The organism is Mycobacterium sp. NGS19, assembly GCF_059813155.1.
The window spans coordinates 563817-579984 of sequence record NZ_JCALEB010000002.1; the positions used below are offsets into that span (position 1 = coordinate 563817).

Here is a 16168-nt window from a genome sequence, read left to right on the forward strand (position 1 = left end):
GGATGTGCGCACTCAGGTCCACGCCGCCCGCCTGATCCACACCTCCGATCTGGACAACGAGAGCCTGCACAACGCTCATCAGCTGCTCGTCGACGCGTTCGAGGGAGATTTCACCGACGACGACTGGGACCACATCCTCGGTGGCATGCACGCTCTCGTCTACCACCACGGCGCGCTGATCGCCCACGCGGCGGTGGTGATGCGCCGGCTGCTGTACCGCGGGAGGCCGCTGCGAGCCGGTTACGTCGAAGGCGTTGCGGTCCGCGAAGACTTCCGCGGACAAGGGCTGGGCAGAGCGTTGATGAACAGCTCCGAGCAGGTGATCCGCGGGGCCTACCACCTCGGTGCGCTCAGCCCGTCCGAATCCGCGCGCCACCTGTATGTGGGTCGCGGATGGATTCAATGGCAGGGCCCGACGTCGGTGCTGGCGCCGACAGGGGTGAAGCGCACGCCCGAGTCAGACGGCTACGTGTTCGTGCTGCCGGTCGACGTCACGCTGGACCCGACCGCAGATCTCGTGTGCGACTGGCGATCTGGCGACGTCTGGTAGCAGGCGTACGTTGGGAGGGGTGACGAACCCGACTGCCTTTCGCCCTAGTCCTGAGACGTTCGACAAGCTCTATCGAGGTGAGCCCACGTTCGAGGGCGCTCCCCCGCCGACCGGAATCCCCTGGGACGTCGGCCAAGCGCAGCCGCGGCTGATGGAGCTCGAGGCGCTGGGTGGCATCTCGGGAGAAGTACTCGACATCGGCTGCGGGCTCGGCGACAATGCGATTTTCCTTGCGTCGCGGGGTTATTCGGTCACCGCGCTCGACGGGTCGCCGACTGCGATCGAGCGCGCGCGCACCCGGGCGGCGCAGGCGGGCGTGCATGTGACGTTCGGGGTGGCCGACGCGACGGAGCTGACCGGTTACGACGGCCGCTTCGACACCGTGGTGGACAGCGCGCTGTATCACTGCCTCGACGACGACGGCCGGCTGGCTTATGCGGCTGCCCTGCACCGTGCCACGCGGCCGGGCGCGCGCTGGCATCTGTACTGCTTCTCCGACGGCAACGTCAACGGGGTGATCGCACCACTTCGAGCGGTGCCCGAACACAACATTCGCGACACCTTGACGGCCAACGGCTGGCGGATCGAATTCCTGGGGCCGACGACCTACCTGGCCAATACCAGTTCGCTGAGCGGCGATCCGGACAGCCTTCCCCAGCAAATGCGCGAGCAGATCCCGCGGGAGCAGCTGGAGCAGATGCGCGACGTGGCCGCGCGGTTTGCGGCGATCGTGCCGCTGGTCGACGACGGACGTGTGCATCTCCCGTTCACGGTCGTGCATGCGGTTCGGGTGGGCTGAGCGCGTTCGCTGCTGGCGAACACACAGCGGAACTTAAGCGTGGTCGATTCGACGACCTCGTTCCTGACGCCGTCTACATCACGCTGCCGCATCATCACCACGAGCTGCAGCGTGCCGCCTACTCGGATCAGACTCGCTTCCAAGAGGACTTCGCCGAGGACCTCAACAGCGGGGAGCCCCTTGATCAGCAGCAGCGTCAGTTCCTGCGCTGGATCAACCGCTGGGATGACATTCGCCGCAACGAACACGGCCAGTACATCCCACCGGAGAGCTGGAGCCCCGAGGACGAGGACTATGTCCGACCCGGTGCGCAGCGGTGGTGGGAGCACAGCGCAGGCATCCAGGACAACACCTACCCGCAGGGCTGGATGGATTTGCGATGGAGGCAGGCTGCATCCCGTCATCTCACCGACGAGGAACTGAACGAGGTGATGCGCCTGATCAACGAGACCGGTGGTTTCACGCTGCGCGATCATCCCGGAGACCAGCCCACCTCGGGGACGATGGTGTCTTTGCCCCGCGCAGAGGGGCACGAAGAGCCGCTTCCTCGCGAGCGGGTGTCCCCCGACACCGAGGGAGACTATCTCGATCGTAAGTGGGACCTCATACATTCGCGCCCCGATCTGTACGGCGGGGGCTGGGACAACGAGAAGGGTACGTTCTATAACGACGTCAACCGCAACTTTGCTGATCCCTGGGAGGCGGCGGGGTTTGGCCTGTCCGGTGATCAGGACAGTGTGTACGACCTGCACGGCTTGTGGCATCCTAGAGGGGAGCCGAGTGCGGTGAGCACATCACAGTTTTTTCACGACCAGATAGCAAAGGGCGGAGCACGACGATGACCCGGCAGCAGTGGGCGCAGATGTCTGACGCCGACATTCTGGCGCACTATCGTCGAACCAACCCCTACATCAGTCTGCGCGCAGCACGTGATCTGCACGGCACCGAGCTGAAGTTCTGGCACCTCAAGGCTTCGCACTAAACCCTGCCGGCCCCCTCCGAGCCGCCTCTAAGGGTGAGGAGGTAGTCGGTGGACGTCTATGCCCTGCTGCGGCAAGCGGCACAGATCGTTGCCGACACCCGGCGGCATCACGTTGCTACCAGCACCGACTGGGACTGGCGCGAATATGCCGTGATGTCTCGCCCTGCCGACCCCTCCCGCGACAGGCTGCTGGCCGACACCCTGCGCGATCATCGCTATCCCGACGAGGTCGTCGGCTGATCTCTGCGGCTGAGGCGTTCAGAGCACTCACCGACACGATGGACAGCTGGTATGTCCCGTTGCTGGCTCGGCTGCACTATCGGAGCGGGGGCACCCGGACGCAGCTCCTCGGCGTCCTCGGCACGGCGGTCGACGATGCCGCCACCGCCCGTGCTCGACTCAAGTTTTATTCGGTGAAAGGCCGGCATCGGGCCGGCCAACCGCACCGAGGAGGCAACGATGAGCAACCTCAGCTTGTGGACGCGGCCGGCATGGAATCTCGACCGCTGGGTCAACGATCTGTTCGGGCCTTCCGCAGCTAACGACTGGTTCAACGGCTCGTTCACCCCGTCCGCCGAGATCGTCAGGGACGGCGACGACGCGGTCGTGCGGGTTGAGCTGCCGGGTGTCGACGTGGAGAAGGACGTCACCGTCGAGGTCGACAACGGCGCGCTGGTCATCCACGGCGAGCGCCGCGACGAGCACTCGGAGGAAAAGGACGGCCGCACCCTGCACGAGATGCGCTACGGGTCGTTCCGACGCGCGTTCGCCATGCCCAAGCACGTCACCGGTGACGCCGTCACCGCCAGCTATGACGCCGGCGTGTTGACCGTGCGGGTAGCCGGTGCGTATGCCGGCAGCGAGCCGAAACGCATCGCGATCGAAAGCAAGTAACCGAAAAGCCCCCGAAAAGCCCTCACGTTCGGGGGCTTCGTCATCTCTGCGTTCGTCAGCGCCAGCGCTGCAGAATTTCTCGCGCCCGCGACGCCAGCGCGGCTTGCCAGAACGGGCCGAAACTGATCCGTCCCACGCCGAGCGGACCGAACGAGGCCGGGTCGTCTTCGTCGGGTCTGGCGATCGCGTTGACCGGAAGCGGCAGTTCGCTTGTCAGCCGCCGCAGCGTGTCGGGGTCGTGGCGTCCGACCGGATAGAGCACATCGGCGCCGGCTTGCGCCGCCGCCGTCAGCCGCGCGACCGCCCGGTCCACCCGGTCGGCCTCGTCACCGTCACGGCGCAAGAACACGTCCGTGCGAGCATTGATCACCACATGCACGCCGGCCGCATCGGCCGCCGCCCGAAGGTGACCGACCAGCTCGGCGTGCTCCTGCGCCGACCTCAGCCGCTTACCTTCGCGATGCACGGTGTCCTCGATGTTGAACCCGACCGCTCCGACGCCCAGCAGCCCGTCGATCAGCCGCTGCGGGGTCTCGCCGTAGCCAGACTCGACATCGACTGAGATCGGCACGTCGACCGCGGCGGTGATCTGCGCGACGCGGGCAAGCAGGTCGTCGAACGCCATGCCTTCGCCATCGGGCTTGCCCACGGAGTCGGCCACCGGGTGGCTGCCGACCGTCAAGGCCGCGAACCCCGCCTCGACGGCAAGGTTCGCCGACCAGGCATCCCACACCGTCGGTAGCACCACCGGATCGCCTGGCCGGTGCATAGCCAGCAGCGCCGACGCGTGCTGACGAAGTTGCTCGGTGGTACGCGTCACTGCCGCGCCTTCCTGATCGATTCCGTGACAGGTTTCACGCAGGACACCATTCTGTGGCTCGCGCTGCGTGTCGTACTGTGCTCTTGACACCTTCAGCCCAAGGAGGACCGTTGTCCAGCTCAGCCGAGCTTGCCGAGCTGCTCCATCTGGTCGGTGGTGTCAGGCAGTACGTCGTGTCGACGAAGTCTCAGCTCGAAGACGTTCCGCCGACGCGCCGCCTGGCCGACGACGCCGACATCGACGCAGCCGAGCTGGACGTGGAACGCGCCGCACAGCGGCAGACGGGAGAAACGATTCCTGTGCCGGACATCCAGTACGACACCGACTTCTGGCGTGATGCCGACAGCGAGCGCGTCGACGACCAAGCCGGTGTGCGATGAGCGCCCCGACCAAGCCGGGCCAAGGTACCGGAGTTTTCTCGCCGACGCGGGCAGACCTGCCGCAGCGCACGCTGCGCACCGACAAGTGGTGGCTGCCGACGCTGTGGACCGACCTCGGGTTCGCCACGTTCGTCATCTACGCCACCGTGCGCGCGTTCTGGGGCAGCGGCTACTACGTCAAGGAATACAACTACCTGACGCCGTTCTACTCCCCGTGCGTCAGCACCGGCTGCGTCGAGGGGTCCAGTCACTTCTGGCCTCAGTTCCTGCCTGACTGGTGGTGGTTGCCCTACGCCGCCGTGACATTGCCCTTCCTTCTCGCCTTCCGGTTGACGTGTTACTACTACCGCAAGGCCTACTACCGCTCCGTGTGGCAGTCGCCCCCGGCTTGTGCTGTGGCAGAACCACATTCAACCTACACCGGCGAGACCCGGCTACCACTGCTCCTCCAGAACGCACATCGCTACTTCTTCTATGCGGCGTTCATCATTTCGTTGATCAACACCTACGACGCAATCGTGGCTTTCCACTCCGACCACACCGCAAGCGGTTTCGGCTTCGGGTTGGGCAACGTCATTCTCGTCGTCAACGTGATCCTGCTCTGGATCTACACGCTGTCGTGCCACTCGTGCCGGCACATCGTCGGCGGCCGCCTCAAGCACTTCTCCAAGCATCCGGTGCGGTACTGGTTCTGGACACAGGTCAGCGTGCTCAACACCAAGCACATGCAGTGGGCGTGGATCACGCTGGGGACGCTGATCCTCACCGACCTCTACATCATGCTGGTGTCCAGCGGCGTGATCCACGACCTGAGATTCGTTGGCTGACAGGCTTTCCACAAAGACATAACGGAGTTTTCCATGGTTGAAATCGAACGGCACTCCTTCGACGTGGTCGTCGTCGGCGCCGGCGGGTCGGGCTTGCGCGCGGTCATCGAGGCACGTGAACGCGGCCTGAAGGTGGCCGTGGTGTGTAAGTCGCTGTTCGGTAAAGCGCACACCGTGATGGCGGAGGGCGGCTGTGCCGCAGCCATGGGCAACGCGAATCCAAAAGACAACTGGCAGATGCACTTCCGCGACACCATGCGTGGCGGCAAGTTCCTGAACAACTGGCGGATGGCCGAGCTGCACGCGCGCGAGGCGCCGGATCGGGTGTGGGAGCTGGAGACCTACGGCGCGCTGTTCGACCGGACCAAGGACGGCCGGATCAGCCAGCGCAACTTCGGCGGCCACACCTACGCGCGGCTCGCCCACGTGGGTGACCGCACCGGCCTGGAGATCATCCGGACCATGCAGCAGAAGATCGTCTCGCTGCAGCAGGAGGACAAGGCCGAGCTGGGCGACTACGAGGCGCGCATCAAGGTGTTCGCCGAGTGCACCATCACCGACCTGCTCAAAGACGGCGACCGGATCTCGGGCGCGTTCGCCTACTGGCGGCAGAACGGGAAATTCGTGCTGTTCGAGGCGCCGGCGATCGTGATGGCCACCGGCGGAATCGGCAAGTCCTACAAGGTGACGTCGAACTCGTGGGAGTACACGGGCGACGGGCACGCGCTGGCGCTGCGCGCCGGCGCGACGCTGATCAACATGGAGTTCGTCCAGTTCCATCCGACCGGGATGGTCTGGCCGCCCAGCGTGAAGGGCATCCTCGTCACCGAGGGCGTACGCGGCGACGGCGGCGTGCTGAAGAACTCCGAGGGCAAGCGGTTCATGTTCGACTACATCCCTCCGGTGTTCAAAGGTCAGTACGCCGAGACCGAGGAAGAGGCGGACCAGTGGCTCAAGGACAACGACTCCGCACGCCGCACCCCTGACCTGTTGCCGCGCGACGAGGTCGCCCGCGCGATCAACAACGAAGTCAAGTCGGGCCGCGGCACCCCGCACGGAGGGGTGTATCTGGACATCGCGTCGCGGCTGTCGCAGGCCGAGATCCTGCGCCGGCTTCCGTCGATGTACCACCAGTTCATGGAGCTGGCCGAGGTCGACATCACGAGGGAGCCAATGGAAGTGGGCCCGACCTGTCACTACGTGATGGGCGGCATCGAGGTGGATCCCGACACCGGGGCCGCCAAGGTGCCCGGGTTGTTCGCGGCTGGTGAGTGCTCGGGCGGCATGCACGGCAGCAACCGGCTGGGAGGCAATTCGCTGTCGGACTTGCTCGTGTTCGGCCGCCGCGCAGGGCTGGGCGCCGCCGACTACGTGCGGAGCCTCAAAGACCGTCCGGCCGTGAGTGATTCGGCGGTCGAGCAGGCGGCCAAGTTGGCGCTGGCGCCGTTCGAAGGGCCGTCCAATGGTGACAAGGCGGAGAACCCCTACACGCTGCAGCTCGACCTGCAAGACACGATGAACGAGCTCGTCGGGATCATTCGCAAAGCCGACGAGATCACTGAGGCGCTGGACAAGCTGACCGAGCTGCGCGAGCGGTTCAAGAACCTGAAGGTGGAAGGCGACCGGCTGTACAACCCCGGCTGGAACCTGGCGATCGACTTGCGCAACATGTTGCTGGTCAGCGAGTGCGTGGCCAAGGCGGCGCTCGAGCGCACGGAGAGCCGCGGCGGGCACACCCGCGACGACCATCCGTGCATGGACGCGAACTGGCGCAAGACGCTGCTGGTGTGCCGGGCCGGGGGCGGCGACACGGTCGTGCCCGACATCAGCGTGACGCGCGAACCGCAGGTTCCGATGCGTCCAGATCTGTTGGAGCTCTTCGAGATCGAAGAACTCGAGAAGTACTTCACCGACGAAGAGCTGGCCGACCACCCGGGACGGAGAGCGTAAATGACGTACAACGCAACGATGCGCGTCTGGCGCGGTGACGACACCAGCGGCGCACTGCAGGACTTCACCGTCGAGGTCAACGAGGGCGAGGTGGTGCTCGACATCATCCACCGCCTGCAGCAGACCCAGGCGCCCGACCTCGCGGTGCGGTGGAACTGTAAGGCGGGCAAGTGTGGATCGTGCTCGGCGGAGATCAACGGTCGCCCCAAGCTGATGTGCATGACCCGGATGTCGACCTTCGGCCCCGACGAAGTCGTCACCGTCACGCCGCTGCGCACGTTCCCGGTCGTCCGCGACCTCGTCACCGACGTGTCCTTCAACTACGAGAAGGCGCGCGAGATCCCGTCGTTCACGCCGCCGAAGGACCTGCAGCCCGGCGAATACCGGATGCAGCAGGAGGACGTGAACCGCAGCCAAGAGTTCCGCAAGTGCATCGAGTGCTTCTTGTGCCAAACGGTCTGCCACGTGATCCGCGACCACGAGGACAACAAGAAGGCGTTCGCCGGGCCGCGGTATCTGATGCGTCAGGCCGAACTCGACATGCACCCGTTGGACACCTTGAACCGTCGCCCCGAGACGGCGGTCGAGGAGAACGGTCTGGGCTTCTGCAACATCACCAAGTGCTGCACCGAGGTGTGCCCCGAGCACATCAAGATCACCGACAACGCATTGATCCCGATGAAGGAGCGCGCGGTCGACCGCAAGTACGACCCAGTGGTGTGGCTGGGCAGCAAGATCTTCCGGCGGAAGTAGTTCTCTCGCAGGCACGTGGCCTGCGAGAGGTAGGCGCGATGTAATCGGCGCGCCGACGCGGTGGTTGCTGTCCGCTGCTGGCTGCGCCGGTCGAGGCCCGTGTTCTCGCGGGTTCATGCCGCCGGACGTGTCGGGACGTGCCGTCGTCTGCGCTGGTCACCCGCCATCTACGACCGTTGCCGAGTGCTCAACCAACCGGTTTGTTAATTAGCTCACAGAGCAATTTGCGAATAAGTTACCGGCCGGTATAGTTGTGGCAGTTACTGGTGGGTAACTTAGCAGCAAGTACCCAACCACTGTGGCGCTCTCAACGAGGAGGAACCGTGAGCCACTACAAGAGCAACGTCCGCGATCAGGAGTTCAACCTGTTCGACGTATTCGGCGTTGACAAGGCGCTGGGCCAGGGCGAGTATAGCGACCTGGACGCCGACACCGCCCGCGAGATGCTGGCCGAGATGAGTCGGCTGGCCGAGGGCCCGATCGCGGAATCGTTCGTCGAGGGCGACCGCAATCCCCCCGTTTTCGATCCCAAGACCCACTCGGTGACGCTGCCGGAGGCGTTCACGAAGTCGGTTCACGCCGTCACCGAAGGCGGCTGGGACAAGGTGGGCATCGAAGAGGCGCTCGGCGGCATGCCGATGCCGCGGGCGCTCGTCTGGGCGCTGCACGAGCACATCCTGGGCGCCAACCCCGCAGTGTGGATGTACGCCGGCGGGGCCGGGTTCGCCAACATCCTCTACCACCTGGGTACCGAAGAGCAGAAGAAGTGGGCCGTGCTGGCCGCAGAACGCGGCTGGGGCGCCACGATGGTGCTGACCGAGCCTGACGCGGGTTCCGACGTCGGCGCCGGGCGCACCAAGGCCGTCCAGCAGGACGACGGGTCATGGCACATCGACGGCGTCAAGCGGTTCATCACGTCCGCTGACTCCGGCGACCTGTTCGAGAACATCTTCCACCTGGTGCTCGCCCGTCCCGAGGGCGCCGGCCCCGGCACCAAGGGCCTGTCGCTGTTCTTCGTGCCGAAGTTCCTGTTCGACTTCGAGACCGGCGAGCTGGGCGAGCGCAACGGAGTGTTCGTCACCAACGTCGAGCACAAGATGGGCCTCAAGGTGTCGGCGACGTGTGAGCTGTCGTTCGGCCAGCACGGTGTTCCGGCCAAGGGCTGGCTCGTCGGCGAGGTGCACAACGGCATCGCGCAGATGTTCGAGGTGATCGAACAGGCACGAATGATGGTGGGCACCAAGGCAATCGCCACTCTGTCGACCGGCTACCTCAACGCACTCGAGTACGCCAAGGAACGCGTGCAGGGCGCCGACATGACCCAGATGACCGACAAGACCGCTCCGCGGGTGACCATCACCCACCACCCGGACGTGCGCCGGTCGCTGATGACCCAGAAGGCTTACGCCGAGGGTCTGCGCGCGCTGTACATCTACGCTGCCACGTTCCAGGACAGCGCAGTGGCCAAGGCCGTGCACGACGTCGACGCCGATCTGGCGGTGCGGGTCAACGATCTGCTGCTGCCCGTGGTCAAGGGCGTGGGATCCGAGCAGGCATATGCCAAGCTCACCGAGAGTCTGCAGACGCTGGGCGGGTCGGGCTTCCTTCAGGACTACCCGATCGAGCAGTACATCCGTGACTCCAAGATCGACTCGCTCTACGAGGGCACGACGGCCATCCAGGCGCAGGACTTCTTCTTCCGCAAGATCATCCGCGACAAGGGTGTGGCGCTGTCACACGTTGCGGGCCAGATCGAGCAGTTCGTGAAGAACGAGGACGGCAACGGCCGGCTGAAGGCCGAGCGTGCGCTGCTGGAGACAGCGTTGCAGGACGTGCAGGCCATGGCCGCGTCGCTGACCGGCTACCTGATGGCCGCTCAGGAGGACCCGAAGAACGTCTACAAGGTGGGCCTGGGTTCGGTGCGGTTCCTGATGTCTGTCGGCGACCTGCTGATCGGCTGGCTGTTGCAGAAGCACGCCGCGGTGGCCATCGAGAAGCTCGACGCCGGCGCCAGCGGTGCCGACCGCGACTTCTACGAGGGCAAGATCGCGGTGGCGTCGTTCTTCGCGAAGAACTTCCTGCCGCTGCTGACCAGCACCCGCGTGGTTCTGGAGAACATCGACAACGACGTGATGGAGGTCCCCGAAGCGGCCTTCTGATCGCTCACGCGAAAGCCCCCGATCCCCTTGCGGGACGGGGGCTTTCGCGTTGAAGGCGGGTTCGGGGCGGCAATCGAGTGCGTCTCTCTTGTCCTGCGCTGCCGGATTTCATCTCGTCACCGGCTATTCGGATCGGCCAACCCCGAACCCGTCGTGCTGACGATGGTAGTCCTGATGACCGGTCGCCACTAGAGGAAGTCCAAAAGAAGGTCGCCACGAATTCCGGTCCGGAGAGGCCGAACCGCCGCCGGCCCCCCTCTTGCCGGCGGCGGTTCAAGCCTGGCTAATGACACCCCGTGTTGTCGTCGGGTCGGGGGGTCAGACGGCAACACGGGGCTAACCGGATATCGGCCTGGTTGGCGGGCGCGTTACAGCCCGCGACGAAATTTTTTTCGCGGCGGGCAGCCCGTGGGGCTACTCAGGCTTCCAAGATCGCCGCGACGCCCTGGCCACCGGCCGCGCAGATCGAAATCAGGCCGCGGACAGTGCCTTTGGCGCCGCCACCTTCCTTCTTCTTCTCCGCCAGCTGCTTGGCCAGCTGTGCCACAATCCGGCCGCCGGTCGCGGCGAACGGATGGCCGGCCGCGATCGACGAGCCGTTCACGTTGAGTTTGGACCGGTCGATCGAGCCGAGCGCCGCGTCGAGGCCCAGGTGCTCCTTGCAGTACTCCTCGGACTCCCATGCCTGTAGGTGACACAGCACCACCGACGCGAACGCCTCGTGGATCTCGTAGAAGTCGAAATCCTGCAGGCTCAAGCCGTTGCGGGCCAGCAGCCGCGGCACCGCGTATGTGGGCGCCATCAGCAGTCCGTCGGGACCGTTCACGTAGTCGACCGCGGCGGTTTCGGCGTCGACGAAGTACGCCAGCGGTTCGTGCGAATGCTGTTCGGCCCAGTCCTCACTGGCCAGCAATGCCACCGAGGCGCCGTCGGTCAGCGGTGTGGAATTGCCGGCCGTCATCGTCGCGTCGCCGGCCTTGACCCCGAACACCGGCTTGAGCTTGGCGAGCTTCTCCACCGACGCGTCCGGGCGCAGGTTGTTGTCGCGGTACACCCCCAGGAAGGGGGTCACCAGATCGTCGAAGAACCCGCGGTCGTATGCGGCGCTCATGTTGCGATGGCTCGCGGCCGCGAGCTCGTCCTGCGCGACGCGGCTGATGCCCATCTTCTTGGCGGTGATCGCCTGATGTTCGCCCATCGACAAGCCGGTGCGCGGCTCGCTGTTGACCGGGATCTCCACGCCCAGGGTCGCCGGCAGCTTGCCCACCAGCTTGAGGCGGTCGAGGTTGGACTTGGCCCGACGCAAGCCGAGCAGCGTGCGCCGCAGGTTGTCGCCGAGCCCGATCGGCGCGTCCGAGGTGGTGTCCACCCCGCCGGCGGCGGCTACCTCGTAGCGCCCCGAGGCGATCCCGTCGGCCGCGGCGATGGTCGCCTGCAGGCCCGTGCCGCACGCCTGCTGAAGGTCGAACGCCGGCGTGTACGACGACAGCGCGCTACCCAGCACGCACTCGCGCATGAGGTTGAAATCACGGCTGTGCTTGAGCACCGCCCCGCCGATCACTGCGCCCAATCGCTCGCCTTCGAGGCCGAATCTGTCGACGAGACCACCCAGCGCGGCGGTGAACATGTCCTGGTTCGACGCCTCGGCATACGCGCCGTCGGACCGCGCGAACGGAATGCGATTACCCCCCAGAACTGCGACCCGTCGACCGGTTTTATTGCTCGCCACGTTTGCCTCCACTGTGTCTCCGGCTATGAATACCCCATCGTAAACATGCTCCTTACTGCGGAGTAAGTTCGTCTTGACTCCACAGGAACGTCGACTACGAAAGGCATTTCCGTGGCTCCCGATCTGTTCACTCAAGTCGTCAACTCGGCGCCCGGGTCGTTTCTGGCCAAACAGCTGGGCATCCCACAGCCCGAACCGCTGCGCCGCTACAAGCCGGGCGAGCCGCCGCTGGCCGGCTCGCTGCTGATCGGCGGCGAGGGTCGCGTGGTCGAGCCGCTGCGCAGCGCGCTGGCCGACGACTACGAGCTGGTGCGCAACAACATCGGCGGCAAGTGGGCCGACTCGTTCGGCGGTCTGGTGTTCGACGCCACGGGCATCACCGCGCCGCAGGGCCTTACCGCGCTGTACGAGTTCTTCACTCCGCTGCTGCGCAACCTCGGCCACTCGGCACGCGTCGTGGTCGTCGGCACCACACCCGACCATGCGGGCAGCGTCGACGAGCACATCGCCCAGCGGGCGCTCGAGGGCTTCACCCGCTCGCTGGCCAAGGAATTGCGCAACGGCTCGACAGCACAACTGGTGTACCTTTCCCCGGACGCCAAGCCCGCCGCCACCGGCCTCGAGTCGACGATGCGGTTCATCTTGAGCGGCAAGTCCGCCTACGTGGACGGTCAGGTGTTCTATGTCGGCGCCGCCGACTCGACACCTCCGGCCGACTGGGACAAGCCGCTGGACGGCAAGGTCGCGATTGTCACCGGCGCCGCGCGCGGCATCGGCGCGACGATCGCCGAGGTGTTCGCCCGCGACGGCGCAAAGGTGATCGCCATCGACGTGGAAGCCTCGCGTGAGGCGCTGGGCATCACCGCCTCGAAGGTGGGCGGCACCGCGCTGCCCCTGGACGTGACCGCCGACGACGCCGTCGACCGGATCACCGAGCACCTTCGCGAGAACTACGACGGGCACGCCGACATCCTGGTCAACAACGCCGGCATTACTCGCGACAAGCTGCTGGTCAACATGGACGACGCGCGCTGGAACGCCGTGCTGGCCGTCAATCTCCTTGCGCCGCAACGGCTTACCCAAGGATTGGTCGACAACGGGTCGATCGGTGAAGGCGGTCGGGTGATCGGGCTGTCCTCGATGGCCGGCATCGCGGGCAACCGCGGCCAAACCAATTACGCGACCACCAAGGCCGGCATGATCGGCATCACCCAGGCGCTGGCGCCGGTGCTGTACGACAAGGGCATCACGATCAACGCGGTCGCGCCCGGCTTCATCGAAACCAAGATGACCGAGGCGATCCCGTTCGCCACCCGGGAGGTCGGCCGTCGGCTGAACTCGCTGTACCAAGGCGGCCAGCCCGTGGACGTCGCCGAGACCATCGCGTACTTCGCCAGCCCCGCGTCGAATGCCGTGACCGGAAACGTGATTCGCGTCTGCGGCCAAGCCATGCTGGGAGCCTGACGTGGGAGCCGTGCAGACCACCGACAAGCCAAGCGGGGTACTCAACCTGGTGCGGGCCGCCGCGGGCGCGCTGCCGTTCATCCCGCGCGGCGATGAGTTACCCAACCGCACGCTGAAAGTCAAAGGGCTGCAGATTGATCGGTCCAACGTCGCGGAGTACGCCGCTGTCACAGGGCTGCGCTACGGCGACCGGGTGCCGGTGACGTACCCGTTCGCGCTGACCTTCCCGGTCGTGATGTCGCTGGTGACCGGTTTCGACTTCCCGTTCGCCGCAATGGGTTCGGTGCACGTCGAAAACGACATCACCCAGTACCGCCCCATCTCGGTGACCGACGAAGTGGACGTGAAGGTGCACGCCGAGAATCTGCGCGAGCACCGCCGCGGCTTGCTGGTGGATGTGCTCACGGACGTGAACGTGGGCAATGAGCTGGCCTGGCATCAGGTGACGACGTTTCTGCATCAGCAGCGCACAAGCCTGTCCGACGAACCGAAGCCGCCGCCGAAGAAGCAACCGAAACTGCCGCCGCCCAACGGAGTGCTGAGCATCAGCGCCGGCCAGATCCGCCGGTACGCCTCGGTGAGCGGGGATCACAATCCCATCCACACCAACCCGATAGCGGCCAAGCTGTTCGGCTTCCCGACCGTCATCGCGCACGGAATGTTCACGGCGGCAGCGGTTTTGCGCACTATCGAAGGCCAGCTGCCCGATGCGGTGCGGTATTCGGTGCGGTTCGGCAAGCCGGTGGTGCTGCCGGCGAAGGCCAATCTGTACGTCTCGCGCACTGCCGACGGCTGGGATCTGGCGCTGCGCAACTCGAAAGGCGAGCCGCACCTGACGGGGACGGTTACCGGACTCTGACAAGCGGACGATTCGGGCGGCACCTGCGACTTCGTTCACCGACCCCATCGAGTCGGCGCTAACTGGCAGCGGCGTCCTCGTCGGCGGGTCGGCCGCGCAGGCCGCGCCAGAACAAGTTGATCAACAGCTCGGCGGCCTCGTCGACGTCGGCTTCTCCGGTGCTCACCCGGTTCGCCACGGCCTCGCCGGCACCGACCAGCGCCACTGCCATCATGTGAAAGTCGCTGCCCGGCTCGGGGTTTCGCGTGCCAGTGTTGAGCAGCCGGGCCACCAGGTCGATGATCCGTTCCCGGCCCTCGCGCACAGTGTGCGAATACAGCTGCGAACTGGTGGCCTGCTGATACAACACGATCCACGACGCCCGGTTCGCGTCGATGTAGCGCATGAACGCCAGGATTGTGCTGCGCAGCAACTCTTTTGGGCTCTGCTTGAGGTCGATGTCGGCGCGCACCGCCTCGATGAACCTGCTCAGCTCGCGGTTCAGGCACGCCCCGAACAGCTCGTCTTTGGAGCCGTAGTACAGGTAGAGCATCGGCTTGGAGATCTGCGCTTCGGCGGCGATCGCATCCATCGATGTCTCGTGGTAACCATTGCGCGAGAACATCTCCACGGCGGCGTCGAGCATCTGCTGCTCACGCACGGCGCGCGGCAACCGCTTCGTGCCTCCCGCCATCACTCAAGAGTAAGCAATCAATCAGCAACCGGGGCTGCGGCCCTTGGCCACCGCCAGCCGCCTGACCTTCTGGTCGACGTCTGCGGAACTCAGCTCGCCGGACCCGACCGCGGCCTGCAACCGGTCGAGCACCGCGGGCACCTCGTCGGTGGTCACCCACAGCGCGACATCGGCGCCGGCCTGCAACGCCATCAGCGCCGCGTCCGCGACGCCGTAGCGGTCGCTGATCGCCTTCATACTCGACAGGTCGTCGGTGAACACCAACCCGTCGAACGGCGGCCCGCCATATCCGCCGCTGCGCAGCAACGCGTACGCCGGCGCGCTGAGGCTTGCCGGCTGGCCTCCGGTCAGATCCGGAACCTCCATGTGCCCGACCATCACCGCGACCGGCTGCTCGGTCACCAGCGTGCGGTACGGGATCAGGTCGTCGTTTTGCAGCTGGGCCAACGGCGGCGCCACCACCGAGGTGGCGTGCGAGTCACCCGACCCGTGGCCGTGACCGGGGAAGTGCTTGAGCACCGGCAACAGCCCCGCGTCACGCAGACCCCGCGCGTACTCGCCGGCGTACTGGGTGACCCTCGCGGGATCGTCGGCAAACGACCGGTCGCCGATCACCGCGTCGTCGGGCTCATCGGAGACGTCGACCACCGGCGCGAAGTCGACGGTGATGCCGAGCTTGCGCATCGCCTCTCCGCGCTGACGGGCGAGTGCGTACACCTGCTCGGGTGAACTGCTCGACGCCAGCGCCCGCGCGGACGGCGCAGGCCCGATCAGCGACGACAGCCGCGACACCCGGCCGCCCTCCTCGTCGACGCTGACGGCCACGGGCAGCGGCGTGCCCAACGTCTGGATCTGCTGCAGCGTGCCGTCGCTCAGCATGGCCTTGTCGGTCCAGCCGCCGATGAAGATGCCGCCCACGTGGTGGTCGCCGACGACCGCGCGGGCGTCGTCGGCGCCGGTCACCCCGACCATCAGCAGCTGGGCCAGCTTGTCGCGCAGCGGCATGTCGGCGATCGCCGCGTCGTCGCAGACCGGTGCCGCGGCCGGAGCCATCGGCAGGTTGCTCGCCTGCTTGGCATTGGCCGCACGTTCCTTCGCGTCAGATCCGCCCCGGTGCGCAAACCACACGATTCCCGCGACCACGACGGCGGCGATTGCGAGGACACAGAAGACGACCTGCAGGATGGGAAGGGCACGCCGACCGTCGTGCCGGCTGTGTTTTTCTGGGCGTCGGCTGATCGACGGCATTGCCGGATACTACCGATCGGCGCAGCGAGGACGGGTGCGCCGTCTGCTACGTTGGCGACCAGTTCCGATGACCCTTCGCTA

17 protein-coding genes are annotated in these 16168 nt (G+C 66.0%); 13 read left to right on the forward strand and 4 right to left on the reverse strand.

Going from position 1 to position 16168, the window contains the following annotated elements:
* Positions 1 to 4 precede the first annotated feature (4 nt).
* The 6 genes from AC5Y4N_RS08085 (at position 5) to AC5Y4N_RS08110 (ending at position 3225) form a co-directional block, all read left to right on the forward strand.
* Entirely contained in the window at positions 5 to 550 is a 546-nt protein-coding gene (locus tag AC5Y4N_RS08085; RefSeq protein WP_499905062.1) for a GNAT family N-acetyltransferase, read from the forward strand.
* A gap of 19 nt (positions 551 to 569) precedes the next feature.
* On the forward strand, positions 570 to 1349 hold the full coding sequence (locus AC5Y4N_RS08090; protein ID WP_499905061.1) for a class I SAM-dependent methyltransferase: 780 nt from the start codon (positions 570 to 572) through the stop codon (positions 1347 to 1349).
* Between the two features lie 368 nt (positions 1350 to 1717).
* Positions 1718 to 2191, forward strand: a complete 474-nt coding sequence (locus AC5Y4N_RS08095) for a hypothetical protein (RefSeq protein WP_499905060.1) — start codon at positions 1718 to 1720, stop codon at positions 2189 to 2191.
* A complete protein-coding gene (locus tag AC5Y4N_RS08100; RefSeq protein ID WP_499905059.1) occupies positions 2188 to 2331 on the forward strand; it encodes a hypothetical protein in 144 nt (47 codons plus the stop codon). Before AC5Y4N_RS08095 ends, AC5Y4N_RS08100 begins: the two co-directional genes overlap by 4 nt.
* A gap of 48 nt (positions 2332 to 2379) precedes the next feature.
* Positions 2380 to 2571: a hypothetical protein gene (locus AC5Y4N_RS08105; protein ID WP_499905058.1), complete on the forward strand. Its 192-nt coding sequence runs from the start codon at positions 2380 to 2382 to the stop codon at positions 2569 to 2571.
* A 219-nt stretch (positions 2572 to 2790) separates the two neighbouring features.
* On the forward strand, positions 2791 to 3225 hold the full coding sequence (locus AC5Y4N_RS08110; protein ID WP_499905056.1) for an Hsp20/alpha crystallin family protein: 435 nt from the start codon (positions 2791 to 2793) through the stop codon (positions 3223 to 3225).
* 55 nt (positions 3226 to 3280) lie between these two features.
* On the opposite strand, the gene AC5Y4N_RS08115 is transcribed toward AC5Y4N_RS08110, so the two are convergent.
* A complete protein-coding gene (locus AC5Y4N_RS08115; protein ID WP_499906294.1) occupies positions 3281 to 3994 on the reverse strand; it encodes an isocitrate lyase/PEP mutase family protein in 714 nt (237 codons plus the stop codon).
* Positions 3995 to 4155: 161 nt separating this feature from the next.
* On the opposite strand from AC5Y4N_RS08115, the gene AC5Y4N_RS08120 reads away from it, so the two are divergent.
* The 5 genes from AC5Y4N_RS08120 to AC5Y4N_RS08140 all read left to right on the forward strand — a co-directional run bounded on the left by AC5Y4N_RS08120 (position 4156) and on the right by AC5Y4N_RS08140 (position 10114).
* Complete coding sequence (locus tag AC5Y4N_RS08120; protein WP_499905053.1) at positions 4156 to 4425, forward strand: Rv0250c family protein; 270 nt, start codon at positions 4156 to 4158, stop codon at positions 4423 to 4425.
* On the forward strand, positions 4422 to 5252 hold the full coding sequence (gene sdhC, locus AC5Y4N_RS08125; protein ID WP_499905050.1) for a succinate dehydrogenase subunit SdhC: 831 nt from the start codon (positions 4422 to 4424) through the stop codon (positions 5250 to 5252). Before AC5Y4N_RS08120 ends, sdhC begins: the two co-directional genes overlap by 4 nt.
* Positions 5253 to 5285: 33 nt before the next feature.
* Positions 5286 to 7202: a fumarate reductase/succinate dehydrogenase flavoprotein subunit gene (locus AC5Y4N_RS08130; protein ID WP_499905046.1), complete on the forward strand. Its 1917-nt coding sequence runs from the start codon at positions 5286 to 5288 to the stop codon at positions 7200 to 7202.
* Positions 7203 to 7955, forward strand: coding sequence for a succinate dehydrogenase/fumarate reductase iron-sulfur subunit (locus AC5Y4N_RS08135; RefSeq protein ID WP_499905043.1), 753 nt, complete (start codon positions 7203 to 7205; stop codon positions 7953 to 7955).
* A 323-nt stretch (positions 7956 to 8278) separates the two neighbouring features.
* The gene (locus AC5Y4N_RS08140; RefSeq protein WP_499905039.1) at positions 8279 to 10114 is read left to right on the forward strand and encodes an acyl-CoA dehydrogenase; all 1836 of its coding nucleotides are present in this window, start codon (positions 8279 to 8281) and stop codon (positions 10112 to 10114) included.
* A 418-nt stretch (positions 10115 to 10532) separates the two neighbouring features.
* Here the strand turns inward: AC5Y4N_RS08140 and AC5Y4N_RS08145 are convergent, their stop codons facing one another.
* Positions 10533 to 11843: an acetyl-CoA C-acetyltransferase gene (locus AC5Y4N_RS08145; protein WP_499905036.1), complete on the reverse strand. Its 1311-nt coding sequence runs from the start codon at positions 11841 to 11843 to the stop codon at positions 10533 to 10535.
* A 111-nt stretch (positions 11844 to 11954) separates the two neighbouring features.
* On the opposite strand from AC5Y4N_RS08145, the gene AC5Y4N_RS08150 reads away from it, so the two are divergent.
* On the forward strand, positions 11955 to 13307 hold the full coding sequence (locus AC5Y4N_RS08150) for a 3-oxoacyl-ACP reductase (RefSeq protein WP_499905031.1): 1353 nt from the start codon (positions 11955 to 11957) through the stop codon (positions 13305 to 13307).
* 10 nt (positions 13308 to 13317) lie between these two features.
* Positions 13318 to 14166, forward strand: coding sequence for a MaoC family dehydratase (locus AC5Y4N_RS08155; protein ID WP_499906292.1), 849 nt, complete (start codon positions 13318 to 13320; stop codon positions 14164 to 14166).
* Between the two features lie 58 nt (positions 14167 to 14224).
* On the opposite strand, the gene AC5Y4N_RS08160 is transcribed toward AC5Y4N_RS08155, so the two are convergent.
* Together AC5Y4N_RS08160 and AC5Y4N_RS08165 are read right to left on the reverse strand one after the other, a co-directional pair.
* On the reverse strand, positions 14225 to 14839 hold the full coding sequence (locus AC5Y4N_RS08160) for a TetR/AcrR family transcriptional regulator (RefSeq protein WP_499905026.1): 615 nt from the start codon (positions 14837 to 14839) through the stop codon (positions 14225 to 14227).
* 21 nt (positions 14840 to 14860) lie between these two features.
* Entirely contained in the window at positions 14861 to 16087 is a 1227-nt protein-coding gene (locus tag AC5Y4N_RS08165) for a glycoside hydrolase family 3 N-terminal domain-containing protein (RefSeq protein WP_499905021.1), read from the reverse strand.
* Positions 16088 to 16168: the final 81 nt, after the last annotated feature.